The organism is Streptomyces sp. SN-593, assembly GCF_016756395.1.
Taxonomy (GTDB): Bacteria; Actinomycetota; Actinomycetes; order Streptomycetales; family Streptomycetaceae; genus Actinacidiphila; species Actinacidiphila reveromycinica.
Window position 1 is genome coordinate 5172426 of sequence record NZ_AP018365.1, and the last position, 25049, is coordinate 5197474.

General features: G+C 71.0%; 23 protein-coding genes, 2 tRNA genes and 1 pseudogene. 14 read left to right on the top strand and 12 right to left on the bottom strand.

Features of this window, described 5'->3' with window-relative positions; translation table 11 throughout:
• Window positions 1-29 precede the first annotated feature (29 nt).
• The 3 genes from RVR_RS21905 to RVR_RS21915 all read left to right on the top strand — a co-directional run bounded on the left by RVR_RS21905 (window position 30) and on the right by RVR_RS21915 (window position 3080).
• A complete protein-coding gene (locus RVR_RS21905) occupies window positions 30-602 on the top strand; it encodes a hypothetical protein (RefSeq protein WP_346731467.1) in 573 nt (190 codons plus the stop codon).
• 134 nt (window positions 603-736) lie between these two features.
• Window positions 737-1483 carry a hypothetical protein gene (locus tag RVR_RS21910; RefSeq protein WP_202235472.1) on the top strand — a complete coding sequence of 249 codons (747 nt, stop codon included), beginning with the start codon at window positions 737-739 and terminating at the stop codon, window positions 1481-1483.
• 4 nt (window positions 1484-1487) lie between these two features.
• The gene (locus RVR_RS21915; RefSeq protein ID WP_202235473.1) at window positions 1488-3080 is read left to right on the top strand and encodes an ORC-CDC6 family AAA ATPase; all 1593 of its coding nucleotides are present in this window, start codon (window positions 1488-1490) and stop codon (window positions 3078-3080) included.
• Between the two features lie 302 nt (window positions 3081-3382).
• Here the strand turns inward: RVR_RS21915 and RVR_RS21920 are convergent, their stop codons facing one another.
• The 5 genes from RVR_RS21920 to RVR_RS21940 all read right to left on the bottom strand — a co-directional run bounded on the left by RVR_RS21920 (window position 3383) and on the right by RVR_RS21940 (window position 8506).
• Window positions 3383-4258 carry a TauD/TfdA dioxygenase family protein gene (locus RVR_RS21920; RefSeq protein ID WP_202235474.1) on the bottom strand — a complete coding sequence of 292 codons (876 nt, stop codon included), beginning with the start codon at window positions 4256-4258 and terminating at the stop codon, window positions 3383-3385.
• 126 nt (window positions 4259-4384) lie between these two features.
• Complete coding sequence (locus RVR_RS21925; protein WP_237405366.1) at window positions 4385-5134, bottom strand: ABC transporter ATP-binding protein; 750 nt, start codon at window positions 5132-5134, stop codon at window positions 4385-4387.
• Between the two features lie 202 nt (window positions 5135-5336).
• Entirely contained in the window at window positions 5337-6347 is a 1011-nt protein-coding gene (locus RVR_RS21930) for a taurine ABC transporter substrate-binding protein (protein ID WP_202238911.1), read from the bottom strand.
• 209 nt (window positions 6348-6556) lie between these two features.
• On the bottom strand, window positions 6557-7435 hold the full coding sequence (locus RVR_RS21935) for an ABC transporter permease (RefSeq protein WP_202235476.1): 879 nt from the start codon (window positions 7433-7435) through the stop codon (window positions 6557-6559).
• Between the two features lie 444 nt (window positions 7436-7879).
• Entirely contained in the window at window positions 7880-8506 is a 627-nt protein-coding gene (locus tag RVR_RS21940) for a TetR/AcrR family transcriptional regulator (RefSeq protein ID WP_202235477.1), read from the bottom strand.
• Window positions 8507-8653: 147 nt separating this feature from the next.
• Between RVR_RS21940 and RVR_RS21945 the strand changes: the two genes are divergently transcribed.
• Both RVR_RS21945 and RVR_RS21950 read left to right on the top strand, forming a co-directional pair.
• Complete coding sequence (locus RVR_RS21945; protein WP_237405368.1) at window positions 8654-8956, top strand: siderophore-interacting protein; 303 nt, start codon at window positions 8654-8656, stop codon at window positions 8954-8956.
• 12 nt (window positions 8957-8968) lie between these two features.
• On the top strand, window positions 8969-10210 hold the full coding sequence (locus tag RVR_RS21950) for a pyridoxamine 5'-phosphate oxidase family protein (protein ID WP_202235479.1): 1242 nt from the start codon (window positions 8969-8971) through the stop codon (window positions 10208-10210).
• Window positions 10211-10272: 62 nt separating this feature from the next.
• On the opposite strand, the gene RVR_RS21955 is transcribed toward RVR_RS21950, so the two are convergent.
• The 5 genes from RVR_RS21955 to RVR_RS21975 all read right to left on the bottom strand — a co-directional run bounded on the left by RVR_RS21955 (window position 10273) and on the right by RVR_RS21975 (window position 14606).
• Entirely contained in the window at window positions 10273-10491 is a 219-nt protein-coding gene (locus RVR_RS21955; protein ID WP_237404894.1) for a DUF6011 domain-containing protein, read from the bottom strand.
• A 90-nt stretch (window positions 10492-10581) separates the two neighbouring features.
• Entirely contained in the window at window positions 10582-11280 is a 699-nt protein-coding gene (locus RVR_RS21960; protein ID WP_202235480.1) for a hypothetical protein, read from the bottom strand.
• Window positions 11281-11596: 316 nt separating this feature from the next.
• Window positions 11597-12655, bottom strand: a complete 1059-nt coding sequence (locus RVR_RS21965) for an ABC transporter substrate-binding protein (RefSeq protein WP_202235481.1) — start codon at window positions 12653-12655, stop codon at window positions 11597-11599.
• Between the two features lie 112 nt (window positions 12656-12767).
• Window positions 12768-13760 (bottom strand): ABC transporter permease, encoded by a 993-nt coding sequence (locus RVR_RS21970; protein WP_202235482.1) that lies wholly within the window; start codon window positions 13758-13760, stop codon window positions 12768-12770.
• A gap of 30 nt (window positions 13761-13790) precedes the next feature.
• The gene (locus RVR_RS21975) at window positions 13791-14606 is read right to left on the bottom strand and encodes an ABC transporter ATP-binding protein (RefSeq protein WP_202235483.1); all 816 of its coding nucleotides are present in this window, start codon (window positions 14604-14606) and stop codon (window positions 13791-13793) included.
• Window positions 14607-14810: 204 nt separating this feature from the next.
• Here RVR_RS21975 and RVR_RS21980 point away from each other — a divergent pair, with 204 nt between their 5' ends.
• The 5 genes from RVR_RS21980 to RVR_RS22000 all read left to right on the top strand — a co-directional run bounded on the left by RVR_RS21980 (window position 14811) and on the right by RVR_RS22000 (window position 21235).
• On the top strand, window positions 14811-16139 hold the full coding sequence (locus RVR_RS21980) for a transposase domain-containing protein (protein WP_202235484.1): 1329 nt from the start codon (window positions 14811-14813) through the stop codon (window positions 16137-16139).
• Window positions 16140-16505: 366 nt separating this feature from the next.
• Window positions 16506-19403, top strand: coding sequence for a sensor histidine kinase (locus RVR_RS21985; RefSeq protein WP_202235485.1), 2898 nt, complete (start codon window positions 16506-16508; stop codon window positions 19401-19403).
• 72 nt (window positions 19404-19475) lie between these two features.
• Window positions 19476-19898 (top strand): roadblock/LC7 domain-containing protein, encoded by a 423-nt coding sequence (locus RVR_RS21990; RefSeq protein ID WP_202235486.1) that lies wholly within the window; start codon window positions 19476-19478, stop codon window positions 19896-19898.
• Between the two features lie 49 nt (window positions 19899-19947).
• Complete coding sequence (locus tag RVR_RS21995; RefSeq protein WP_346731468.1) at window positions 19948-20307, top strand: DUF742 domain-containing protein; 360 nt, start codon at window positions 19948-19950, stop codon at window positions 20305-20307.
• A gap of 160 nt (window positions 20308-20467) precedes the next feature.
• Window positions 20468-21235 (top strand): class I SAM-dependent methyltransferase, encoded by a 768-nt coding sequence (locus RVR_RS22000; RefSeq protein ID WP_237404895.1) that lies wholly within the window; start codon window positions 20468-20470, stop codon window positions 21233-21235.
• 117 nt (window positions 21236-21352) lie between these two features.
• Here the strand turns inward: RVR_RS22000 and RVR_RS22005 are convergent, their stop codons facing one another.
• Both RVR_RS22005 and RVR_RS22010 read right to left on the bottom strand, forming a co-directional pair.
• Complete coding sequence (locus tag RVR_RS22005; protein WP_202235488.1) at window positions 21353-22012, bottom strand: NAD(P)H-binding protein; 660 nt, start codon at window positions 22010-22012, stop codon at window positions 21353-21355.
• Window positions 22013-22021: 9 nt separating this feature from the next.
• Window positions 22022-23407: an amidohydrolase family protein gene (locus RVR_RS22010; RefSeq protein ID WP_202235489.1), complete on the bottom strand. Its 1386-nt coding sequence runs from the start codon at window positions 23405-23407 to the stop codon at window positions 22022-22024.
• A gap of 473 nt (window positions 23408-23880) precedes the next feature.
• Here RVR_RS22010 and RVR_RS22015 point away from each other — a divergent pair.
• The 4 genes and pseudogenes from RVR_RS22015 to RVR_RS22030 form a co-directional block, all read left to right on the top strand.
• A tRNA-Thr gene (locus RVR_RS22015) sits at window positions 23881-23953 on the top strand.
• Window positions 23954-23999: 46 nt separating this feature from the next.
• Window positions 24000-24072: transfer RNA gene (locus RVR_RS22020), tRNA-Met, on the top strand.
• An 84-nt stretch (window positions 24073-24156) separates the two neighbouring features.
• A complete protein-coding gene (gene rpmG, locus RVR_RS22025) occupies window positions 24157-24321 on the top strand; it encodes a 50S ribosomal protein L33 (protein WP_004571794.1) in 165 nt (54 codons plus the stop codon).
• 227 nt (window positions 24322-24548) lie between these two features.
• Window positions 24549-24992, top strand: a pseudogene (locus RVR_RS22030) (MaoC family dehydratase N-terminal domain-containing protein); the annotation flags it as partial.
• Window positions 24993-25049 lie beyond the last annotated feature (57 nt).

Below are 25049 nucleotides of genomic sequence, written 5' to 3' on the forward strand. Positions count from 1 at the left end.
AAGACGTCTTGATGACTCGGGGACCGGGGGTGGGCTTGAGCACGTCCGAGCAGTTGCTGACCATCGCTGCCGTGCTCCTGGGCGCCCTCACCACGTACGTCACCAACTACTGGACCGAGCGCCAGCGCATCCGCCGCGAACTGCTCACCCGCTGGGACACCAAGAAGCTCGAAGCCTACGAGAACTACGTCGACCGCGTCCGCGCCGCCATCTACCTCGCCGTCGAGCTGTACGAGCACCGCGAGGGCATCCGCCTCAGCGACGACCCGGAGGCGCGCCAGCGGGCGGAGCTGTCGGAGGCCACCCACCTCCGCGGCCGCGCCTTCGAGCGCATCATGCTCCTGGCCGGCGACGAGGTCGTGGAAGCCGCCCACGCCCTGAACGCAGCCACCCTGGAAGTCGACTGGCAGTCCACCGGTAAGACCCCGGGCACCCTGGACGACTGGCGCACCCGCAACCGCGCCGTCTTCGCAGCGATTAACACCTTCCACGAAACGGCCCGCGTCGACCTCGGCGTCAGCGGCTCCGTCACGGGCGAGGCACACCCGGACCGGGATCTGCTGCTGCCCCCGGCGCGACGAGTGAGAGAGGGCGCTGACTGAAGAAGACACCTGCCTCGCGTCCAAAGTGCCATCAACCGCTCGCGTTATGTGTCCGTCAGAGAAATCTATTTGCCGCGGAAGGGCTTCTTCCCTGACAGTGCAGCCGTGTCACTTACTCGGAGGAGATAGTGAGGATGATTGACCCTGATCCGATGACGGGTACGAGTAGCGGAATTCGTACGCATTTTTCCCACCTTTCCACCATTGGCGCCAAAGTGATTGAAAGTTCGGTGTCATCACATTCGGTGCTACTTGGCGAGATTCTCCAACTTGAGGCAGATATTGGAGCGTGGGAAAGTTGTATATCTATGCGCCCAGAATCTGAGCAGATAGCCGATGCACGACGTGAACTTGGGTTTGCCGCTTACGCCGCCTGTTGTGGACTCTATCGACTGGCTTTCAGTGGTATTCGAACGTTCTTGGAGCTGAGTTTTGCGGCGGTTTATTTTTCCGCGAATGAGCTGCATCGCCGACAGTGGGTCGCCGACCGGCGAGATTTCTCTTGGTCGCAGGCGCTTGATGAAGAGAACGGCGTACTCTCTAAGAAATTCATTCAGGAATTCTTGAGAGATAGCGTTGGGGAGGCAAGTTTCTACGCCGCAATGGCGGCGCGCTCCTATAGGCACTGTTCGCAATTTATTCACGGCAAGTCGGCGGTCACCAAAGACCTGCCTCGCGATATGCGGTTTTCGACCGATGCTCTTGCCGACTGGGCAGCAACTGCACGAAACTCCGCGCAGTCGGTTCTATTCGCGCTCTACGGACGGTACGCCTCGGAGTTGATTCCCGGTGATGCCGGCGTCTTGGGCGCTACCCTGGAACATAGCTTCCTTCATCTAAAATCAGTAAGGTCGATACTCGGATTGCCCGTGGAGGGGTAACGTAATGCAGAGCGAGATCGTTTATAGGACTGAAGACATTCCGCCCGAGGAGATTCTTGATTATTTTGTTGAGACTGACACGGATAGGCAGCTTATTGATTTTCTGAAGGGGCGTTCCCCTGTCATCCTAAAAGGAAGCAGGGGGGTGGGAAAATCGTTCTTGATGCGAGCCGCAGAGGCCGAGATCAGGAAGAATTTTCCCACGCAGCGAATCCTTCCCGTCTATGTGACTTTTGCCCAAGCTAGTCTAATTCGTCAAGATACGCCTGACCGTTTTTTGCTTTGGATGATGGCTAAATTGTGTACCAGCATCTTGAGGGCGGCTTCGACTTTCGGATTGACGCTTCCTGGAGGGTCGGCAATTACGGCAATCCAGGGCAGTGCGGCCATCGGCAATTATGCTGGCATGCAGAAGGTAGAGGCAATATTCGAGTCTTCTTGGATGCAGGAGAAAGAGGAGCAGCTGCCTGTAGCAATCCCCGATCCTGAAGTTCTTCGTGACGCAGTAGAAGATCTCTGTCGCCATACTGGTACGAGGCGAGTGGTTGTCTTTGTGGACGAAGCGGCGCACGTCTTCATCCCCGAGCAGCAGCGCCAATTCTTTACGCTAATGCGTGATTTGCGTAGTCCATATATAACCGTGAAGGCGGCGGTATATCCAGGTGCGACCTCCTATGGTCATGTGTTCCAGCCGACGCATGATGCGACTGTGCTTTCAGTGGATCGACTTGTCACGGATGGTAAGTATGCGGGCGCGATGAGGTCTATTGTTTACAAGCAGGATGCCAGCCTTAAGAAGCAGATTGAGCCGAATGGTGATGTTTTCGATACCCTTGCGTATGCCGCTACGGGAAACCCAAGGATTTTGCTAAAGACGCTCCTGATGAGATCTCCTTTCAATCGAAGGAATATCCAAGAAACGATCAGAGAGTACTATCGCGGAGACATATGGGGTGAACATTCAAACCTTGGCGAGAGATACCCAGGTCATCGTGCGCTTATCGACTGGGGGAGGGGGTTCATCGAAGATGCGGTCTTGCCTGCACTTTACGCACGAAACCAGAGATCTTCTCAGACGTCATCGTATTTCTGGGTTCATAGAGATGCGCCGCAAGCAGTCCGTGAAGCTCTGAGACTACTCTGCTATAGCGGAATTGTGCAGGAAGGTGATTCTGGCATGCGGGCTACGCGAGGGGAGATCGGCACGCGCTACATGGTCAACCTAGGATGCCTGTTTGCCCAGGATGCGGAGCCAATTAAATTTGGTCAGAATGTCAGGCAGAACCTTCATCTTAAGCGTATGGTCGAATACGGCGCCAACCACCCGGCGTATCGTCCGATTGACACCTTCTCGCTTGACGGAATTGACACCGCTGGCAACCAGGCTCTAGAGAGTCAGCTCGATAGATCGATCGATTATCTTGATGTTACCGATTTTCAACGAGAAAAGCTGCGTGATCTCCGCTTGCTTACAATCGGCGAAGTGCTCAGATCCAACGAGGATGTATTCAAGCGGGCGTATTATGTCGGCACTAAGAGGGCGCGGCAAATCAGAAATGCCGCCATCATTGCGGTATTGGAATACTTGTCCGGCTGACTTGTGTGAATTCCTGCCGCGGCGGTTATGCTCGCACCAAGATCGGGACGTGGCATGGACGAGGCATTGGTCAAGCGACGGAGGATTGCGAGGAGGGCCTGGTCGGGGCGTCAACACCCGGGGTGGGCAAGCCAACTGTAAATCCGTCGGCTTAGCCTACCGTGGTTCGAATCCACGTGCCGCCACACCATGAAGAGGGCCCCTCACCTGCGCTTGCGCGGGGGAGGGGCCCTCTTCGTGTGCGGGGAGCCGGGGGGCTCCGGGGCGGGCAACGGGTGCGGTGGCGGGGGTGGTCGGGGGTGTCAGGGGGCCGTCGGGATGTCGCCGCGCAGCGTGATGCGGTGCATGACGCGGCGCGTGTCGCCGTAGTCGCGGTTGGCGTAGTGCGCGGTGCTGCGGTTGTCCCACAGGGCGACGTCGCCCCGGCGCCAGCGGTGCCGGACGACGTGCTCGGGCTTGGTCAGGTGGGCGTAGAGGATGTCGAGCAGTCCGCGGCTCTCCTCCGCCGAGACACCGACGACGTGCGAGGTGAACCCGGGGTTGACGAACAGCCCCTTGCGGCCGCTCTCCGGGTGCACCCGCACGACCGGGTGCTCCACCGGTACGAGGTCGGTGAAGGTCTCCCCCTCCCAGACGTTGCCGCGCCCCTTGCGGCGCTGCGCGAGGTAGTAGCCGAACTCGCGGCTGCCGTCGTGCACCGCGGTGAGCGTGTCCACGTGGGCGCGCAGCCCCGGCGACAGCGACTCGTAGGCGAGTTGGCTGTCCGCCCAGTTCGTGTCACCTCCGTACGGCGGCAGTTCCACCGCGCGCAGCACGGAGATCGCCGGGGGACGCCGTACGAAGGTGACGTCGGTGTGCCAGATGTCGGCGAAGCCGTTGTCCTGGCTGTCCACGGCGTACACCTCGGGCGGGACGTCGCCGGAGTCGTGGACGGGGTGGCCCGCGGTGACCTCCCCCAGCCGCCGGCCGAAGTCGATCTGCGCGGCGTCGTCGACGTCCTGGTCGCGCAGGAAGAGCACCTTGTGCTCCACGAGGGCCTCGCGGAGCGCCTGCACCTGGCCGTCCCGGAGGCGGGTGAGGTCGATGTCGTGGACCTCGGCGCCGAAACGGGGGCCCAGCCTGGTGAGGTTCAGCTCCGCGCGGACGTCGGTGGCCGGCTGTTCGCTGGTGACGGTCATCGTTGGTCGTTCCTCTCTTCTCGCGGCTCTGTCGCGGACGGTGGTCCGTTCGTGCGGTTCGCTCTGCTCCTCTCCTTCGCTCCGTGCCGTTCGTGCGGGAGTCGTTCCGCCCGCCGCGCCGGCCGGTCAGGCCGCCGCGGCCTTCACCGCGTGGGCGACGCGGGTGCGCAACTCGGCGAAGCGGGGCGAGTCCCGCAGTTGCTCCGCGTCGACGTCGCCGCGCGGCAGGTCGATCGGCAGGTCGAGGACGACGGTGCCGGGCCGCTTGCCGAGCACGACGATGCGGGTGCCGAGGAACACCGCCTCGTCGGCGGAGTGGGTGACGAAGACCGCGGTGGTGCCGGTCTGGTCGGTGACCTCGCGGATGTCCTCCTGCAACCGCTCGCGGGTCAGGGCGTCCAGCGCGGCGAACGGTTCGTCGAGCAGGAACAGCGGGTTCTTCGCGGCCAGCGCCCGGGCGATGGCGACGCGCTGCTGCTGGCCGCCGGAGATCTCCCAGGTCCGCCGGCTCTCGACGCCCTCCAGCCCGACCCGGGCCAGGAGTTCGGCGCGCCGCTGCGGCCACAGCTCCCGGGCGACCCCGGCGTAGCGCAGGGCCAGGTCGACGTTGCCCCGCACCGTGCGCCAGGGGAACAGCCGCGGCTGCTGGAACACCAGGCTCGCCGCCTTCCCGGGCCGCGGTGCGGCGCCCGCGACCTCGATCGAGCCGTGGGTGGGCTGCTCGAAGCCGGCGACCAGCCGCAGCAGCGTGCTCTTGCCGCAGCCGGAGGCACCCACCAGCACCAGGAACTCGCCGGCGGGCACGCTCAGGTCGATCGGCCCCACCGCGGTGATCGCCCGGTCCCCGCGGCCGTAGCGGTGCGTCACGTCGCGCAGGCGTACGGCCTCGGCCCGCGCCGGCGCGGTACCGGTCCCGCCCTCGGTTTCGCCGGCCGGGCCGGCACCGGTCACCCGCCCGGCTCCGTTGACGGCGTCGGCTCCGCTCCGGGCCCCGGCACCGGCGCCGGCCTCGGCCTCGGCCCCTGCGCCGCCCCGCCGCTCCGCGCCGGGGGGCCGGTGGGTCGCCGTACCGGCGGGCTCAGGCGAGGACACCGGGCAGCCCCTTCAGGTAGAGCGCCTTGCCGACCGTCGCCCGGCTCGGCGCGGCCGGGATCTGCTTCTGGGCGGCCAGGAACCCCGCGGTGCTGGTGACGTAGTCCACCAGCTTGCCCGGGCTGCCGTCCGTGCCCAGCCACTGCGCGGAGGACTCCTCAGCGGGGGTGAGGAAGACGCCCTGCGCGAGCTGCGCCCTGGCGTCCGCCAGGCTGATGCCCAACTCGGCCGCCACCGAACGCGCGGTCCCGTCCGGGTCGGATGCGAGCAGGCGCAGGGCGTGCGCCTCGGTCCGGCGCCAGACGTCGATGGCGTGCGGGTCCCTGGCGATCAGCTCGTCCGTCACCACCGCCAGGTCCAGGGTCGGCTTGCCGCCCGCCCCGATGCTCTTGCTGCTGACGAGTTGGACGCCGGTCTTCCGCAACTCGTCCAGGGTCGGCAGCCACACGTAGGCGGCGTCGATGTCGCCGCGCTGCCAGGCGGCGAGGATCGGCTGCGGCTGGAGGTCGACGAGCTTGACGTCCGACGCCTCCAGCCCCGCCTGCTGAAGGGCCGCCAGCAGGCTGTAGTGCGAGGTGGACGCGAAGGGGGTGGCCACCGTCTTCCCCTTGAGGCCGGCCACCGTCGTGATGCCGGTGCTCCTGCGCGCCACCAGCGCCTCGTTGTCGCCCGCGACGTCCAGGACGAACGCGGCCTTGTACGGGATCGGCGAGGAGCCCGAGATCCCGCTGGCGAACGGGCTGGAGCCCAGGGCGGCGATGTCCAGGGACTTGCCCAGGAACGCCTGGTTCACCGTGGCGCCCGAGTCGAACTTGATCCAGGTGATCCGGTAGTCGGGCAGCGCCTTGGCCAGCAGCTTCTGGTTCTTCACGATCAGGTCCCCGCTGGGGAAGGCGAAGTACCCGATGCGCAGCCGCTTCCCGCCGCCACCGCTCCCGCCGCTCCCTCCGCAGGCGGTGAGCGCCGCGGAGGCCGTCGCCGCCAGGGCGCCGGCCATCACGGAGCGGCGGGACGGCCGGCGGCCGCCGGGCCCGAATCGAGGTCCGGGTCCGGGTCCTGTCCCGGTTCCCGGAACGTTTCCTACGGCGCTTCCGACGGCGTTTCCTGAGGAGTTTCCGGTGGCGTCATGGGTCACCGAACGTGTCATGGGGGCCATTCCTGGGTGAGGGGGAGGGGGATACGAAGGAGGGGGCGGGACGGCCCGCGTTACGAGCGGCCGCGCCACGGCACCGCGCTGCGCTCCAGCCACAGCAGCAGGCCGTCGATGATCAGACCGGAGATCCCGATCACGAAGATGCCGACGATCACCACGGGGGTGTTGTTGTAGTTGGCGGCGTCCTTCACCATGCCGCCGATCCCGGGCAGCCCGTTCACCAACTCGGCCGCCACCAGCGACGAGTACGCCACGCCGACGGCCAGCCGGATGCCGGTGAACGTCTCCGGGAGCGCGGACGGGACGACGATGTCCTTCACCACGTCCCACCGGGACGCGCCCAGGGCCCGCGCCGCCTCGATGAGGCTGCTCGGCACCGAGGAGACCGCCGTGGTGGTGGACACCGCGACCGGCGGGAAGGCGGCCACGGCCAGCAGCGTGATCTTCGGCTCCTCGTTGATGCCCAGCCACACGATGAGCAGCGAGAAGTAGGCCAGCGGCGGCAGGGTGCGCAGGAACGTGATCCACGGCTCGAACAGCGCCCGCACCCACCGCACGCTGCCCATCACCAGGCCGAACAGCACGCCGATCACGATGCCGCTGCCCGCCCCGACACCGATCCGCCGCAGGCTGATGGCCAGGTGCTCGATCAGGAGCTTGCCGTCGTAGCCGCGCACGCCGTCATGCGTCGTGGACACGTCGACGAACGCGTCCCACACCTTGGCCGGCGGCGGGACCAGGATGTCGCTCCACCGTCCGCTCGACGCGACCGACTGCCACAGCGCGAGGAACACCCCGAGCGAGAGCAGCGGCAGGCCGAGGCGTACGAGCAGGGTCCGGCCGGCCCGCTCGCCCCATCGTCGGCGGGGCGGGGCCGGGTCGCGTAAGGCTTCCTCTGCGCCGGAGTCCGGAACCGGCGGTGCGGTGGGCAACGTGAGCCTCCAGGAAACGGGGAACAGGAACGGGAACGGGGACGCGGAACGGGGAAACGCGGAACAGGGCGCGGGAACAGCGAGCGGGGCAGGGCGGAGCAGGGAAGGGCAAGGCAGGGCCGTGCGGGGCCGCGGGGACGGGGCCGGCCAGGTGGGGCTCAGGTACGGCCGGACGGCAGCGCGCCACGCCGTCGGCGGACAGCCGCGCGGGCCGTGCGGCGGGGGAGGGCACCGGCGACGCGGTGCCGCGGGATGCCCGTCAGGCGGCGTCGCGGGACGCGCGCCACGCCTGGGGGCGAGAGGTCAGAGACAACACACGGCCGGGTGGCGGCACAGGTCAATGACCAGTCGTCGCACCAGGTTCGTCTCTGTCATGGCAGAGGACTGTACCGGGAAGGTACATGTCATGCCCAGGGTGCGTCCGCACCGTGGACGGCGGCCCGGTCAGCCGCCGTCGCCGCCGCGCAGGTACCGCGTGACCATGTCCACCAACTCGTTCTCGAACGTCTCGACGGGGATGGTCCGCGGATGGGCCATCAGCCGGTGGGTGTTGGTCTCCACCGTGAACAGGATCAGCTCGGCCGCCGTGTCGAGGTCGCGCACGCGGACGTCCGGGTGCCGGGCGAGGAGCTCGCGCAACTGGGCTGTGCGGACCCTGCCGTGGCGTTCGATCGAGTCGAGCAGCTCACGGGAGGGCGACGCCTCCTCGATCATGATCCGCAGCAGGTGCGGATCGTCGCGGTGGTTGTCGACCGCGTCGCGCACCAGCGTCCGGACCACCGTCTCCAGACTGCCGGGGGACAGGTCGAGCCGGTCGGCCTGCGTCCAGCTACCGCGGTCGATGTGCCGCACCAGCAACTCGGCGAGGATCGCGTCCTTGTTCGGGAAGTACTGGTACAGCGAGCCGATGGAGATGCGGGCGTGCTCGGCGATGCGGTTGGTGGTGCCGGCGGCGTAGCCGTGCTCGGCGAAAACGTGAGCAGCGGCCGCGAGGATCCGCTCGCGGGTGAGCTCCGCGCGTACCTGGCGGGGCTTGCGACGTGCCTGGAGACGGCGATCGGCCGACGGCATCGGGACACCCTTCCGGGGCGGGGAAAGCGAGTAGCCAAAGAGCTGAGCTATTGTTCACAATAGCCCTATGAACTGCGAGAACGCGAGTTTTCGAGACGCGGGCGGCTCGTCGTGATCCCCAAGGTGCAGCTCCCCGGGGCGCGGACGATGATCACGCTGGAGGTCCGCCGCCGGGTGTTCCTGTCCCCGGGATTCGCCTCCGTCACCCTGGGCGGACCGGGCGTGCGCGACCTGGCCGTCGCGGGCGGCGACCAGGCGGTACGGCTGTTCTTCCCGCGGGAGGGGCAGAGCGCGCTGCGGATGCCGACGGCGTCGAGCGAGGCGTGGATGGCGCAGGTGCTGCTGATGCCGAGGTCGGTCCGCCGGCACCTCGTCAACGACCGCGGGGTGCCCAAGCGGGACATCTCGTTCTTCGGCTACTGGCGCCTGGGGCGGTCGGCCCCGGGCTGAGAGGAGTCACCCGTGCGGCAGGACAACCGGCCGGGCGCGCTGCGCCGGCTGACAGCGGTGGACGAGGTCGAGGCGGTCATCGGCCGCCCCGCGGCTGTGATCATGCTCAAGCAGATCGGCTCGCTCGACGAGGGGTGCCGGGCCGTCCTCGCCCGCTCCCCGGTCGCCGCCGTCGGCTACCGGGACGCGGACGGTGCCCGCCGTACGGACTTCGTCGGCGGTGCGCCCGGGTTCGCGCGGGTGCTGTCCCCGACCCGTTTCTCGTGCGCGCTGCCCGGACCGGGCGACCCGCGCGGCCCGGCCTCGTTCTTCTTCCTGCTACCGGGGGTCGGGGAGATCCTGCGCGTCAACGGGACGGTGGCCGGGCGCGCGGGGGCGGAGACCGCCTTCGACGTCGAGGAGGCGTACATGCACTGCGCGCAGGCGGTCCTGCGCTCCCGGCTGTGGCAGCCGCCCCCGCCCGAGGCGCCGTCCGCCGCGGCGGACACGGCGAGCCCGTCCGACCCCGCCGACCCCGCCGACGCGGCCGGCACGGCGGCGGGCGGCCCGCTGGACCGCCCCGGCGTCGCCGAGTTCCTGGCCGCGGCGCCGTTCCTCGCGCTGTCCACCTGGGACTCCTCCGCCGGGAGCGACACCTCGCCACGCGGCGACCGGGGCCCGGTCGCGCGGATTCTCGACGGCCGCACCCTCGTCATCCCGGACCGCAGGGGCAACAAGCGCGCCGACTCGCTGCACAACCTGCTCCAGGACGACCGGTTGTCGCTCGCCGCGCTCGTCCCGGGGCACGGCGGCGTGCTGCACGTCCGCGGCCGCGGCGCGATCACCGACGACGCCCCGCTGCTGGCGACACTGGCGCTGCGGGGGACACCCCCGCACCTCGCGCTGGTCGTCGACGTCGAGCACGCCGAACTGGTGGACAACGACGCCGTCACGCGCTCGCGGCTGTGGACCCCCGACGCGCGCCTCGACCGCGACGCCGCGCCGGACATGATGGCGTTGGCCGGGGACCACCTCGCCGCCAACGCCGGTGCCGAGGGCGCTCCGCCGGCGTTCCTGCTCAGGCTGCTCGGCGCGCTCCCCGGTGTGACCCGCCTGATGCGGCTGGTGATCGACCGCGCCTACCGCTCCGGGCTGCGCAAGGAGGGCTACGACGACGAGCCCGGTGCGCGCCGCCGCCAGAGCCCCCGGCGCCGCGCCGGGGCCGGGGGGAGCGGCGGGCGGGCGCGGAGCCGCGCAGGGCAGGGGGACCGGTAGGCCGCGGGCCGACTCGCGGGCCGCCGCGCGGGTCGGAGCCTCGGGGGCCGCCGCGCGCCGCGTCAGACCCCGGGGATGCCGTCCTGGGCGACCTCGAACCGCCCGGGGCGGCGCACCGGGGCATCGGCGCCCAGTTTCCGCCGGCAGTTCTCGCCGAGCCCCCACGCCCTGCTCTCGGCGTCGGACAGCGGATGCCCGCACATCGCGCACCGTACGACGCGGCGCCCCGCCGCCAACTCCTCGTCGGTGGCGAGTCCGGGCAGCGGCGCGTCGTCCTTCATACGGTCCAGTGTGCGGCACGCCGGGTCCGGTACCGGGGTGCCGGGATCACGGGCGCGGGTCAGACCGGGTGCCGGGATCGCGGGCGCGGGTCAGACCGGGGTGCCGCCGCCCGTCGAGACGGTGTGGCGGACCTTGTCGACCGCCTTCCGGTAGAGCGCGGAGGCGAGCCGGGACGAGGTGTCGGAGACCTGGAAGAACATGTAGCCGACCAGCACCGGGCCGACCCGGCCGAAGGCGAGGTAGCCGTTGACCGGCACCCCGCTCAGTTCCCCGTCCATCCGGGTCGCCGCCGTCCGGCCGTCGCCGAAGCGGATCGGCGTGAGTTTCAGGGCGAGTTCGGTGCCGTCCGAGGTGAGGGTGAGGTCCCGGCAGGTGGTGAGCGCGGCCTTGTCCCGCGCGTACGCGGCGGCCCCGCTCGCCGACGACCCCGCGGTGAGCTGCTCGCTGAGCAGCGGCCCCGACCGGCCGCCGGTGAAGTCCGCCTCCTGCGTCCCGGGGCCGGGCGGCGCCTTCAGCACCTTCACCAGGGCTGGGCAGCCGGAGACGCCGTCGCCGGCGACGCCGCTGCCCCCGCCGGTCGACTGCGCCCCGTTCATCCCGGTGTCCGAGGGGGTCAGCAGGGCCGACCTCAGCTCGGCCGGGCCCGGTGTCCCGGTGCCGCGCGGAGCGGTCGCCGCCGCGGTGCCGGCGAGTGCCGTCCCACCGGCGACTGCCGCCGCGGTCAGCACCGCGGCCGTTCCCATCAGGCGGGCCCGGCGGACCCGGTGTCCTCGACGTATCCCCGGCATGGCGCCTCCCTCCGGCGTGCGGCGCTCGGCCGCGGACCGCGGCCTCGCCCCCCGCCAGTCTGCGCCGACCCGCGCCGCACCGCATCGTCAGGAGGACGCGGGCCGTGTGCCGCCTGCCGGGTACCGCTCTCCGCCGCGGTCCGTGACGGACCCGTCACCCGGGGTGGGACGAGAGGCCCGGAGCGGGGGGTGGGGTGGTGCGGGTGCCGAGGACCGCCGGAGGTCGGGAGCACCGGCGGTGATCGGGAGGGAACCGGTGACGGGAGAACCGTCGGCGATCAGGAGACCGCCGACGGTCGGGCGCACCGGTCCGCGGTCAGGAGGAGGACTTCTCCTGCGCCGCCTTCTGGACGTACTCGTCGGTGTAGGTCTTCGCCAGGTCGATCTTGTGGCCCTTGACGGCCGGGTCGACCGCGTTCAGCACCCGCAGGACGGTCTGCGGCGCGTCGGTCGGCATCTGGCCGGTCGGGTTGTACATGCCCATCTCGTTGGCCAGCGCCTGGATGTACTGGTCCTTGCCGCTGCCGGAGTAGAAGTCGGCCGGTACCTGCGCGGTGATCTGCGCGGCCGAGTGCGACTCCATCCACTGGAGCGTCTGGTAGATCGCGTTGACCATCTTCTGCGTGGTGGCCTTGTGGCTGTTCGCCCACGCCGTCTGGACGGTCAGCGCGGTGCCCGGGTACGGACCGCCGAGGGCGGCCTTGGTGCCGGCGAGCGTGCGCATGTCGGCGACGATCGTGCCGAGCTGCTTCTTGAGCAGGGTGGAGATCGTCGGCTCGGTGGTGACGCCGGCGTCGACCCGGTCGTGCTGGAAGGCGGCCACGAACGTGGCACCCGCGGCCACGGCCACCAGGTGGGTCTGCGACAGCGGGATGTTGTTGTGGATCGCGAGGTAGGAGCCGATGGTGGAGCTGGCCGAGCCGAGCGAGGTCACACCGACGGTCTTGCCGCGCAGGTCCGCCGGGGACTTGAGCGACGACTCGTTGGTGCGGGTCATCTCCACCATGCCGGGCGCCTGGAGCAACTGGACGACCGCCTCGGTGTCCTTGCCCTTGGCCTGGAGGTCGAGGTTGTGGTCGAAGAACCCGATCATGCCCTGGACGTCGCCCTTGAGCAGCGCGTCGGAGACCTGCGGGGTGCCCTGGAGGTTGTCGATCTTCACATCCAGGCCCTGCTTCGTGAAGAAGCCCATCCGCTGGGCCAGGATGAGCGGGAGGTAACTCTGGTTCGCCTGGTTCGACAGGGCGATCGTCACCTTCGTCGCGGAGCCGTCGCTCGCTGCGTCACTGCTGCCGGACTTGTCGTCCGAGCAGGCCGTCAGCCCTGCAGCCAGGAACGTCGTCGCGGCTATGAGAACGATCTTCTTGTGCCACATGAGACTTGCCTTCTCCTCGGGAGCGGGCGCGCCGTCGGCCGTCTTCGGCCGTGCCGCGTTCCGCCGGTCATTGCGGGGGGGATGTTCGGGGGGACCACCGTGGTCGTCGGGGTCATGCGGCCGCGTCGGCCCGCTGCGGGCGCGGCTGCCACCGCAGAAGGCGCCGCTCCAGGAGCGTGATCAGGCCCTCGGCGGCCAGTGCGTACGCGGCGGTGAGGACCAGGCCCGCGTACACGCCGTTGGGGTCGAAGTTGGCCTGCGCCTGGAAGATGAGCAGCCCGAGTCCCTGCTGCGCGCCGAGCAGTTCGCCCACGATCGAGCCCGTGACCGCGAAGCCGAAGGCCACGTGCAGGCTGGTGGTGATCCAGCTCAGCGCGGACGGGACCACGACCTGCAAGGTCACCTGGGTGTTCCCGGCGCCGAGGATGCGGGCGTTGGCGATGAGGTTGCGGTCCACCTCGCGGGCGCCCTGGAAGGCGTTGAAGAACACGCCGAAGAAGACCAGCACCGCCGAGAGCGTCACCTTGGAGCTGATACCGAGACCGAACCAGATCGCGAAAACCGATCCGAACAGGATCCGCGGGATCGAGTTCAGCGTCTTGATGAAGGGGGACAGGACGTCCGCCAGGAAACGCAGCCGGCCCAGCAGGATGCCGAACACGACCCCGAGGAGCACTCCGATGCCGAAGCCCATCAGCGTTTCTTCCAGCGTCACCCACACCTGGTCCCACAAGGACCCCTGCGAGGTGCCGTGGCGCACCCAGTCCCACAACTTCGAGCAGATGCCGGACGGTTCGCCGAAGTAGAACTTGTCGATGGCCCCGGTCGAGGAGCACACCTGCCACAGGCCGACGAACAGGACGAGGATGCCGACCCGGGTGAGGTTGACCAGCACCCGGCGCCGTATCCGCTGCCGCCGTGCGGCCTCCCCCCGTGGGACCTTGCCCGCCGGCGGTTCGGGGCGGGGGTCGGCGGTGGCGGGCTCGGCGCCCGCGGGCGCGGGCGTGGCGGGGGCCGCCTCGTCCGTCGCCTCGTCGGCCGTGCCGCTGCTGTCGGTGGGGGTGTCCGCCGGGTCGGCGGTCGACCGGGAACCGTGCACGTTCATACGCTCAATGCCTCTTCCGGCGGGGGTGGGTCAGGCCGCGGTGTCGGGCGTCGCGGTCACGGTGCGGCGGTAGGCGACCTGCACCTCGTCCCGCAGGGACTCCCAGATCCGCTCGTGGAGCCGGACGAACTCGGGGGTGTGCCGGATCTCGCGGGGGTTCCTGGGCCGTGGCAGGTCGATCGTGAAGGTCTCCTTCACGGTGGCCGGGCCCGCCGTCATGACCACGACCGTGTCGGCGAGCGAGATGGCCTCTTCCAGGTCGTGGGTCACGAAGACCACCGACGGCCGGGTCAGGTCCCACAGGGACAGCAGCTCGTCGGACATGATCTGACGGGTCTGCACGTCCAGGCCGGAGAACGGCTCGTCCATGAGGAGAACCCGCGGCCGGTTGATCATCGTCTGGGCGAGGGCGACCCGCTTGCGCATGCCGCCGGAGAGCTGGTGCGGGTGGTAGCGCTCGAACCCCGCCAGGCCCACCCGGCGTATCCAGTCGGTGGCCTCGGCGTGCGCCTCCCGGCGCGACGCGCCGCGGAAGCGCGGTCCGGCCGCCACGTTGCCCAGCACCGTCTTCCAGGGGAACACCGCGTCCGTCTGGAAGACGAAGCCCACGTCCTTCCCCATGCCCTCCACTGGCCGGCCGTCGACCAGTACCTCGCCGACGTCCGGCCGGGCGAGGCCGCAGATCAGGGAGAGGGTGGTCGACTTCCCGCACCCGGTCGGACCGACAACGGCGGTGAACTCTCCGGCTCCCACCGACAAATTGATGTCGCGCAGGACATCGTGATTCTCGCCCTGGGGCGTGTTGAAGGATTTCGTCACATTGCGCATCACGATAGGAGGCGTCATAGGAGGCGTCGTCGGTTGCCGCGATGTGACCGACCCATTGGTGCGTTCACGCTGGGATTCGCTCGTCACGCGAGTGAGGCTGCCAGAACCCGGCGCGGGAGAACAACCTTGACGGGCCGGGGTGCACTGACTTAAGCCCGGTGGCAGCGCAAACGTGCTGCTGCCGGGCCCTCCCGCGTGTCCGGTGTCCGGAGAAAGAGGTCAATGTTCGTCTTCGGCGGATTGTCGGCGACGGTTAGACATGGTGCGTTCTTCGGGGGTAACTTCTGGGCGGTGACGTTCCGTTATCTCGGCATACCCTCTGAAATCGCGCTCCCGGACCGGCTCGCCCTGCGTATGCTCGTCCGCACATTCCGGCCGGAACTGATGGACCGGCTGGTGGACGGGGCCGAGCGTCGGGAGCAGCGCCGGCGACTGCTTCCGGCGCAGCTGATGATGTATTTCGCGCTGGCGATGTGGCTCTTCGGGACATCCTCCTACGAGGAGGTGCTCGCCAAACTGACCGGCGGCCTCCCCGAGATGTTCCAGGACGCCAAGGACGCCGGCACCGTGGCCACCGCGGCCGCCATCGCCCGGGCCCGCATGCGGCTGGGCGTCGAACCCCTCAAGGCGCTCTGCGCCCACGTGGCCGCCTCGGCCGGGCTCCCGGTGGCGCCGGGCGACGAGCGGGTGTTCGTCCTGGAGCGGGTCGCCATGGAGGCGCCGGACACCTCCGCGAACCGCGCCGCGTACGAACTGCCGGACCCCGGGGTCCATCCACCGGACGCCGTCCGGCCGTCGGACGACGCTCTGGTGGTGGACGGGGACCGGCCGGCGGACGGGGCGGCGGCGGAGACGGCCCCGGCGCTCAGGCGGACGCGGGGGCGTGCCCTGGACGTGTGGCTGGTCTCGCTGACCGAGTGCCGCTCGCGCCTCTCGGTGGCCTCGGCCATCGCCCCGAGCCCCGAGTTGGGCGTCGAGGGCATCATCTCCGAATGGCCGCACGACCACCTCGGCGCGGGGGCGCTGGTGGTCGGCGAGTGGGACGTGGTGCCGCCGGCGATGTGGAACGCGCTGGCCGAGGCCGGCGCCCGGCAGATCTGGCGGGTGGGCGGCCGCGGCGGGACCGGGGACCTCCTGCCGGTGGTGCGCGCGCTTCCCGACGGGTCCTACCTGTCGCACCTGTCCCACCTGCCGCAGGACGGCCCGGGGGAGGGCGCCGCGCCCGGTCCGGTGGTCCGCGTGGTGCCCTGCCGGCGGCCCGATCCGGGCGGCGGGTCGCCGGTCCTGGTCACCTCCTTTCTCGACGAGGAGGTGACGGCCGACGAGATCACGGCGCGTCACGGGAATGTGGCGGAGATGTGCCGAAATGGTGTAGGTCAGTTCGCCGGGCAGATCGCGGGACTACGGGTGGGTTTGCGGTCGAAAAGCCCCGAACTCGTCCAGCAGGAAATATATGCGATGCTCTGCATGTATCACGTGGTGGGACACCTTCTGTCCCCGATGTATTCCGGCGACGGGTTTTCGGTCGAATCGGGCGGTCCGGCCCTGTGACCGGCGCGGCTGCCTTAAGTCAGTAGGGGAAGCCTTTGCTCCCGCGGGCTTGCGTGTGCTGCAATGAGGTCCCCCGACCGGCGCGCGGGAGCAAGCGGAAGCAAAGCGCCTGCGACGTGGTGTACCTGAGCCGACTGGTGTGCGCCGAGGTCGGGCGCTCGTGTGGTGAACCGAATGACCGGGCGTCGCCGCGTCGTGCCTGCGACGTTATTGAGGTTTGAGAGTTGGCAAAATGGTAGACCAGGGGTCCCGCGTAGCCGGATATCCGTTGACGTGCGGGAACCGCTTGGTGCGTCGCCGTGTGGTGATGCTGTGACAGCGGCCCGGAGATCCCGTTCGGCCCGCGCGCCGAAGCGGAGCAGCGCCATGTTCGGCAAGGTCCTCGCCCTCCTGCGGATCAAACGCCACCTGGGCGACTGGCGGCTGCGCAGCCGCATGCTGGTCCTGGTGCTCATCCCGCTGATCGCGATCATCCCGCTGGTCGGCGTGCGCGTGGTCTCGGAGGTCGGCAGCCTCCACTCCGCGACGCACATCCAGGGCCAGACACAGCTCGCCCGCCAGATCTCCACCCTGGTCAGCGCGCTCGACGACGAGCGGGACCTCACCGAGGTCGCGCTCAACGGGTCGGGCGTGACCAAGGACAAGGAACTGACGGCGGCTCAGAAGGCCACCGACGCACAGGTGACGGCGTTCGACGACAGCCTCGCCCAGCACCGCAGCAGTGTGGACGCCCTGCCGGCCGCGGTACAGCAGCTCGGTGCACGCGGGGAGGCCCGGCTCGGCGACCTCAGCCCGCTGCGCGCCTCGGCGCGCGGACTCGCGTCCGGCGCCGGCACGCCGACCTTCAGCGCGTACAGCACGATCATCGGCGACCTGCTGGACTTCAGCGACCAGCTCGCCGCGGTCAGCTCCGACCACACGCTCGCCAGCCTCGTCGCCACGCTCTCCTCGATCGAGCAGATCGAGCAGCAGACGTCCAGCGAGCGCGGCTACCTCGTCGACGTGCTGGACAGCGGCGACTTCACGCTGGAGCAGAAGGAGAACATCGAGCAGGCGCAGTTCGAGACGGCCAGCGACGCGCTCTCCAACAACGCGCCGACCTCGCTGCTGAACCTGTACCAGTCGACGGTCAGCGGCGACAAGGTCGGCGCGGCCGACGGCACCGTCCAGGCGGTCTCCACCGCCGCGCAGGAGGACATCCCGCTCCACGACCTCGGGATCAGCAAGACCACCGCCTTCGACCAGCTCACCGACAAGCTCGACGCGGTGCGCACCGTGGAGCGCCAGGCCGTCACGGACCTGAACCAGCGGGCCTCGGACCTGCTGTCGGCCGTGCGGACCCAGCTCTACGAGAACATCGCGATCATCCTCGTCGTGGTCGCCGTGTCGTTCCTCGGCGCCCTGGTGCTGGCCCGGTCGGTCGTGCGGCCGCTGCGCCAGCTTCGGGTCTCCGCGCTGGACGTCGCGGACAACCGCCTGCCGGACGCGGTGCGCCGGCTCCAGGACGTGGTCCCCTCGGACACGGACGAGCCGGTGCACGTCGAACCGATCGAGCTGCAGACGCAGGACGAGGTCGGCCAGGTGGCCCGCGCCTTCGACCGGGTGCACATCGAGGCGGTCCGGCTCGCCACCGAGCAGGCCCGGATGCGCAGCAACGTCAACGCGATCTTCACCAACCTCTCGCGCCGCAGTGAGAGCCTGGTGCTGCGGCAGCTCCAGCTCATCGACGACCTGGAGAACAGCGAGCAGGACCCGAGCCAGCTCGCGAGCCTCTTCCAGCTCGACCACCTCGCCACCCGCATGCGCCGCAACAACGAGAACCTCCTGGTGCTCGCCGGCGAGGAGCAGGGCCGCCGCTGGAACGAGCCGGTGTCGCTGATCGACCTGGTCCGCGCCGCCACCGCCGAGGTCGAGCAGTACGAACGCGTCATGCTGTACGAACTGCCCGACGTGGCGGTGGCCGGCCACGCCGCGACGGACGTCGTGCACCTCGTGGCCGAACTCATCGAGAACGCCACCTCGTTCTCCGGTCCGGAGACCCAGGTGCTGGTGGGCGCGAAGATGCTCACCTCCGGCGACGTCGTCCTGGACATCGCGGACGCGGGCATCGGCATCCGGCCCGAGGAACTGGACCGGATCAACCGCCGGCTGGCCGAACCGCCCGTGCTCGACGTGGCGATCTCCCGCCGCATGGGCCTGTTCGTCGTCGGCCGGCTGGCCGCCCGGTACGGCATCCAGGTGCGACTGACCAGCTCCGGCCGGACCGGCCTCAACGCGCTGATCCGCATCCCCCCGACCCTGCTGGTGCCCGCGAACGAGGTCGGCGCCGGCGGGGCGTCGGCGTTCGGCCAGCAGGCCGTGCACGCGGGGTCGTACGACACTCCCGAACTCGCCGGGGCGTTCCACTCCCCGGCCCCGTCCGCCGCGGTCGGCGCACCCGGCCACGCCGCCGCCCGCGGCCCGGCGGCGGAGGTCGGCGCCGGCGGCCGCCGCTACGACGAGGCCCCGGCCGGACGCCACTCCGGCCCGCCGGACGGCGGCTTCCCGTGGTTCAACGAGGAGCAGGCGGCGCAGCAGGCCGGCCACAGCTTCTCCTGGTTCGCGCAGCAGCTCGACGACCACGCGCTGATGTCCGGCGCGGACGGCGGCCCGGCACCGCAGGGCCTGCCGTGGGCCGGCTCCCACCCCGGCGACGCGCCGCAGCCCGGCCGGCACGCCCACCCCGGCTCGGCGCCGGGCGGGTACGCCGACCGCATGCCGAACGGCGAGCCGTCCCGGTCGGGCTGGCCCGGCCAGGAGGGCGGCCACGGGCAGCCCGACCGCGCCGCGCAGGGCCGGGGACTGCCGGCCGCCGGCCACCCGGCACCGGGGGCACCGCAGCACCCCGCGCAGTCCCAGCCCGCCCAGCTCCGCTCCCCGCAGCAGCCGCACCCCCTGCCCTCGCGGGACACCCACCAGGCGCCCTCCTGGGCGCGGCCCGAGGGCGGACCGCACGCCGGGGCGGGCGGCCGCAGCGGCGGGCCGACGAGCGGAGGCTCGACCGCCCAGGGACTGCCGCGGCGCGTGCCGTTCGACAACCTCGCGCCCGGTTCGGTGGGGCACGACGGGCCGGTGCAGCCGAACGCGGCGCCGGGCACGCCGCGCCAGGCCGACCTGATGCGGGAGCGGCTGTCGAGTTTCCGGCAGGGCGTCCGGCGGGGGAAGGACGGGGCCGAGCGTGACGGCGGGCGGGGCCGGTCACCGGGCGGATCGGGTCCGGTATGAGCCGGACGCCGTCCCCCTCGCCCGCAGTGCCGCCGCACGACGCCCCCAGCAGCATAGGAAGCAGCCTCAGCCATGAGCGATCTGAGCACCGAAGTACAGAACCTGAACTGGCTCATCGCCAACTTCGTCAAGCAGGTGCCGGGAGTCGCGCACGCGGTGGTCGTCTCCTCGGACGGCGTGCAACTCCTGGCCTCGGCGTCCATGCCCAAGGAGCGGGGCGACCAGCTCGCCGCGATGGCCTCGGGCCTGGCGAGCCTGACGCAGGGCGCGGCCACGCTGTTCGACGCCGGCACGGTCACCCAGACCGTGGTGGACATGCTGAACGGTTTCCTCTTCCTGACGTCGATCAGCGACGGCTCGGTCCTGGTGGTGCTCGCCGCACCCACCTGCGACATGAAGGTCGTCGGTTACGAGATGACCTTGCTGGTCGAACGGGCCGGCGACGTGCTCACCCCGGCGGTGCGCAGGGAGTTGCAGAGCGCGCTGGCCGGCTGAGGCCCGGCGTGACCGGCCGGCCGATTCACACCCGGAAGGACGTGTGTTCGTGAGTGCAGACCGCAGGCGCAGCTCGTCGCCCTTCGTACGCCCGTACGCCGTCACGCGCGGCCGTACGGCGGCACGGACCGACTTCGCGCTCGAGGCACTGGTGGGCACCACCGCACATGCGTGGGAGAGCGGTGTACGGCTGTTCCCCGAGCAGCAGGCGATCTGTCGGCTGTGCATGAACCTGACGTCGGTGGCCGAGATCTCCGCGCTGATGAACATCCCGCTCGGCGTCACGCGCGTCCTGGTGGGCGACCTGGCCGAGGGCGGCTTCGTCATCGTCCAGCAGCCGGGCCACGCCAACGGCCGGCCGGACGTCACGCTGCTGGAGAGGGTGCTCACCGGCCTGCGCGGCCTGTGAGCCCCCGCCCGTAGCCCGTAGCCGTAGGACGCCTGCCCGCCGGCCGCCCGGGCGACGGCCGGGAGGCGTCCTTCCGGCCGGAGCCCGGCTGCCCGCTTCCGCCCGCCCGGTCACCTGGTCCCACCCGGTCCCAGGGCCGTGCGACAACCTCTGGAGTGCCATGTCCCCTCAGCCTCGGCTCGCGGTGTCCTTCGGCGCCGCGGCGCAGGACTACGACCGCTACCGGATGGGGCCTCCGGCGCAGTCGCTCGACTGGCTGCTGCCCGCGGACCTCGGCCCGGTGCTCGACCTCGGCGCCGGCACCGGCCTGCTGACCCGTCAACTCGCCGAGCGCGCCGCGGAGGTCGTGGCGGTCGAGCCCGACGCCCGCATGCGCGAGGTGCTGGCCCGAAGCTGCCCGCAGGCCACGGTGCTCGAAGGGACCGGCGAGCACATCCCGCTGCCCGACGCCCGGGTCGACGCGGTCACGATCTCCGCGGCCTGGCACTGGATGGACCCGGCCGTCGCGCTTCCCGAGATCGCCCGCGTGCTCAGGCCGGGCGGCACGCTCTGCGTCCTGTACACGCGCCGGGACCGGCGGGTGCCGTGGCTCGACGAGCTCGACGCCTTCGTGCACGACGAGATGGGGACCGACGACCGGATCGGCGACCTGATCGGACGGATGGTCGGCGGGCCCTGGCTGCCGGAGGGCGTGCCCTTCACCGCGCCGGAGCTGCACGAGGTCACCTGGACCGCGGCGGTCTCCCCCGAGCAGGTGACCGCCATGTTCGCCACCTACAGCAGGTTCATCGCGCTGCCGGAGGACCGGAAGCGGGAACTCGCGGCCCGGATCGAGGAGAAGGTCCGCGCGACGGCGGAGATCCGGGACGACCTGGTCCAGCTCCCGCTGGTCTGCTGGAGCTGGCGCTCCACGCGGGCGGCCTCCTGAGCCGCCAGGCCCCGGGCCGTTCCTGACTTTACGGCGCCCGGGCCGCGGCCCGGGCGCCGTACGCACACCCCCGCGCGGCCGCCGCGCCGCCGGGCGCCGCCCCGCGCGGCACCGCCCTCAGGCGCCGGCCGCAGCCCGCACCGCCGCCGCCACCGGATCGGGCCCCGCGACCAGTTCCAGGGTCAGCCCGGCGGTGTCCGGCGCCGTCAGCAGCTCCGCCAGCACCGCCGCCACGTCGTCCCGCGGCACGGACCCGCGCCCGGTGGACGCGGCCAACTGCACCCGGCCCGTGCCGCCGTCGTTCGTCAGGGCACCCGGGCGCAGGATCGTCCACTCCAGCCCCTCGCGCGCCCGTACCGCGTCGTCCGCCTCGCCCTTGGCCCGCAGGTACGCCGTGAAGACCGGGTCCACCCCGCTCGCCTCCGCGTCCGCGCCCATGGACGACACCACCAGGAAGCGCCGCACCCCGGCCCGCTCGGCCGCGTCCGCGAGCAGCACCGCCGCGCCCCGGTCCACGGTCTGCTTGCGCGCCGCCCCGGAACCCGCGCCCGCGCCCGCGGCGAACACCGCCGCGTCCGCGCCCTCCAGCACCGCCGCCACCTGCTCCACCGTCGCCGACTCCAGGTCCAGCACGACCGGTTCGGCGCCCACCGCCCGCAGGTCGTCGGCCTGGGCGGGGTCGCGGATCAGGCCCACCGCGCTGTCCCCGCGCCCGCTCAGCACCTTCTGGAGCCGCAGCGCGATCTGTCCGTGTCCACCAGCGATCACCGTACGCATACCTCGACGCTACGCCTGCCGGTGCGCCTGGCGGGGGAGGTCGAGGGCCGCGTCGCCGGCGGAGTCGCAGTACTCGCGCACCGCGCTGGTGCGGGAGACCACCCGGCCGCGGTGGATCACGATCCGGCTGTAGGCCAGCGAGAGCACGCCGGCCAGGCTCTCGCCGCGCACCGCGAGCAGCTCGGCCGGGAAGCCGGCCTCGACGCGCACCGGCGGCAGCCCGAGCACGGTCCGCGCCTCCGCGCTGACCAGGTCGTAGGCGAGCGGGGGAGCGCACTCGCCGTGCGAGGCGAGCAGGAACGCCGCCTCCAGCGGGTCGCCGCGGCCGACCGGGTTGGCCAGGTCGCACAGCGCGCCGCTGCCCGCGGTCACCCGTACCCCGGCCGCGCGCAGCGCGCGGACCGCGGTGAGCGGCGCGAGCGGGCGGACGCAGGCGGCGGCGCGCGCGGCGGGGGTGTCCGGCGCAGGCGAGCAGCGGTCCAGGGCGCCGCACCCGCCCTGGGGGAGCGCCACCACCGAGACGCCCGCCGCGGCCAGCCGGTCGGCGGTGCGCGCCACCGCGTCCGGGCCGTGCGCGGCCAGGCCGTGGCAGGGGCCGAGGGTGACGCCGGGGCGCAGCCCGCCGGCCATCGCGGCGAGCCGGGCCATCCGCGCCGGGTCGTCGGCGGCGGTGTGCAGGTCCACCGGCAGCCCGAACTCGGCGGCCAGCGACAGCACCGCCTCGGTGTAGCCGCTCGGGTCGGGGTCGAGGTCCGGGCAGCCGCCCACCGCCGAGGCCCCCATCTTCAGCGCGTCCCTCAGCATCGCCAGGCCGTCCGCGCCGGCGGCGCCCGTCAGCACCCGGGGCACGGCCACCGCCTGCACGTCGAGCAGCCCGCGCAGCGACTGCCGGGCCTGGAGCACCGCCTCCAGCGACCGCAGCCCGCGGACGTCGCCGATCCGCACGTGGCTGCGCACCGCCGTAGCGCCGTGGCCGAGTTGGAGCAGCGCGGCCTCGGTGGCGCGGCGCTGGACGTCCTCGGTGCCGCCCGAGGGCGGGCCGCCTGCGGTGAGCGCGAAGTCCAGGTGCGCGTGCGGCTCGGCGGGGGCCGGCAGCAGGAGGTAGCCGCGCAGGTCGATCCGGGTGCCGCGGTCGTGCCGGGCGCCGCGCCGGTCGGCGCGGCCCTGCCGGTCGCCGTGCTCGGCGCGCTCGCCGGGCCCGGCCCGGTCGGCCGGCGGCTCGCCGCCCCCCGGGTCGGGCCGGTCCGCGGACAGCGCGAGGCTGCCCGCGGTGCCCACGGCCTCGATCCGCGGGCCGCTCAACCGCACGTCGACGGCCCGGCCGTCGGCGAGGCGGGCGCCGCACAGCAGCAGGGTGGCGGTCTCCGCGGTGGTGCCGCGGGGGCTGTCGGTCATCGCGCTCCTCCGGTACGGGCTGTGCAGGCGGTGGGAGGCAGGATCACGGGACAGGGGGCAGGAACACGCGGGTGCGGGATCACCGGAGGCGATCACGGCACCGGAAGGCGGACGATCACCCGCGGTTCACGGGGTGTGAGCGGTGGATGACCGGGACGTCGGGACGTACGGCATGATCACGCACTCCGAGCGTAGGGCGCCCGGTGGCGACGTCCCGGGAGGAGCGCATTAGTCGTACCGGTCGGGGTCGCGCGCGGCGGGCGGGGACGGCGTCGCGGGGGTGGCGTCGCGGGGGTGGCGGGAACGCGGCCGGAGCCCGGGCGCGGCCGCGCCGGGAGGCCCGCGGGAGGACGCCGGGGAGGGCCCCGACAGGCCCCGGGGGAGCCGTGGTTCGGGTGCCCGCCGGGTCCGATGTGCCCTGCCGGATACGGATTTCACGTATCGCTGCGGAGCGTGTAATGTCTTCCTCGCTCGCCCCAATAGCTCAGTCGGTAGAGCGTCTCCATGGTAAGGAGAAGGTCTACGGTTCGATTCCGTATTGGGGCTCTGATGGATCGGTCCCCCGTCGTAGCGGCGGGGGTCAGTCCGTCGAGGCGGCGTAGCTCAGTCGGTAGAGCAAGCGGCTCATAATCGCTGTGTCACCGGTTCAAGTCCGGTCGCCGCTACTCTCCGTAGCCGATTGCGGGTTCGGTCCCTCGATCGGCTACTCTTCCTGTGTTCATAACACCCGTTCGTCAAGGAGCACTCACGTGGCCGCCACCGACGTCCGCCCCAAGATCACGCTGGCCTGCGTGGAGTGCAAGGAGCGGAACTACATCACCAAGAAGAACCGGCGCAACGACCCGGACCGTCTTGAGATGAAGAAGCACTGCCCCCGCTGCAACGCGCACACCGCGCACCGCGAGACCCGCTGACCCTGGTCGGCGCTCTCCGCGTGCCGCCGGAGCGGGACCGCGTCCGACGGACCGTCGGGGCCCTTCGGCCCTGGTCCTGCGTGACGCCGGGCCCCGCACCGGCAGGTGACCGGACCCCGTCCGGCTGAAGCCCTACCGTGAGGCCGTTCCCGTATTCCGGGGGCGGCCTCACCGCATGTCCCGACCCGCGCGGTCCGCGCCGACCCACCCGCATCCGGAGGTTAACGATGGCCCTCGACCCGTCCTTCGTCGGGCGGAGCTATCCGCCCGGCAGCGTCTACGAGGTCGGCCGGGAGAAGATCCGCGAGTTCGCGGAGGCGATCGGCGACCCGAACCCGGTGTACGTCGACCCCGACGCGGCCAAGGCGCTCGGCCACCCCGACGTGATCGCGCCGCCGACCTTCCCCTTCGCGATCAGCTACAAGGCGGCGGGCCTGGTCATCCAGGACCCCGAACTCGGCCTCGACTACAGCCGGGTGGTGCACGGCGACCAGCGCTTCACCTACACGCGTCCGGTCCGGGCCGGCGACCGGCTCACGGTCAGCTCCACGATCGAGACGATCAAGTCCCTCGCGGGCAACGAGGTCATCGAGATCCGCGGCGAGATCCACGACGAGTCGGGCGAGCACGTGGTGACCGCCATGACGAAGCTGGTGGCCCGCAAGGCCGAGGCGGACGACGCGGAGGGCGCGGTCAGCGCGGACGGCACCGCGGACGGCACCGGGGAC

Coding starts and splice junctions, on each gene's coding strand:
- RVR_RS21975 (WP_202235483.1), bottom strand. CDS start 14,606: ATGACGCCTCCTATCGTGATGCGCAATGTGACGAAATCCTTCAACACG.
- RVR_RS21980 (WP_202235484.1), top strand. CDS start 14,811: ATGTTCGTCTTCGGCGGATTGTCGGCGACGGTTAGACATGGTGCGTTC.
- RVR_RS21915 (WP_202235473.1), top strand. CDS start 1,488: ATGCAGAGCGAGATCGTTTATAGGACTGAAGACATTCCGCCCGAGGAG.
- RVR_RS21955 (WP_237404894.1), bottom strand. CDS start 10,491: ATGAAGGACGACGCGCCGCTGCCCGGACTCGCCACCGACGAGGAGTTG.
- RVR_RS21970 (WP_202235482.1), bottom strand. CDS start 13,760: ATGAACGTGCACGGTTCCCGGTCGACCGCCGACCCGGCGGACACCCCC.
- RVR_RS21985 (WP_202235485.1), top strand. CDS start 16,506: ATGTTCGGCAAGGTCCTCGCCCTCCTGCGGATCAAACGCCACCTGGGC.
- RVR_RS21940 (WP_202235477.1), bottom strand. CDS start 8,506: ATGCCGTCGGCCGATCGCCGTCTCCAGGCACGTCGCAAGCCCCGCCAG.
- RVR_RS21910 (WP_202235472.1), top strand. CDS start 737: ATGATTGACCCTGATCCGATGACGGGTACGAGTAGCGGAATTCGTACG.
- RVR_RS21965 (WP_202235481.1), bottom strand. CDS start 12,655: ATGTGGCACAAGAAGATCGTTCTCATAGCCGCGACGACGTTCCTGGCT.
- RVR_RS21930 (WP_202238911.1), bottom strand. CDS start 6,347: ATGGCCGGCGCCCTGGCGGCGACGGCCTCCGCGGCGCTCACCGCCTGC.
- RVR_RS22010 (WP_202235489.1), bottom strand. CDS start 23,407: ATGACCGACAGCCCCCGCGGCACCACCGCGGAGACCGCCACCCTGCTG.
- RVR_RS21945 (WP_237405368.1), top strand. CDS start 8,654: ATGATCACGCTGGAGGTCCGCCGCCGGGTGTTCCTGTCCCCGGGATTC.
- RVR_RS21960 (WP_202235480.1), bottom strand. CDS start 11,280: ATGCCGGGGATACGTCGAGGACACCGGGTCCGCCGGGCCCGCCTGATG.
- RVR_RS22000 (WP_237404895.1), top strand. CDS start 20,468: ATGTCCCCTCAGCCTCGGCTCGCGGTGTCCTTCGGCGCCGCGGCGCAG.
- RVR_RS21990 (WP_202235486.1), top strand. CDS start 19,476: ATGAGCGATCTGAGCACCGAAGTACAGAACCTGAACTGGCTCATCGCC.
- RVR_RS21920 (WP_202235474.1), bottom strand. CDS start 4,258: ATGACCGTCACCAGCGAACAGCCGGCCACCGACGTCCGCGCGGAGCTG.
- RVR_RS22005 (WP_202235488.1), bottom strand. CDS start 22,012: ATGCGTACGGTGATCGCTGGTGGACACGGACAGATCGCGCTGCGGCTC.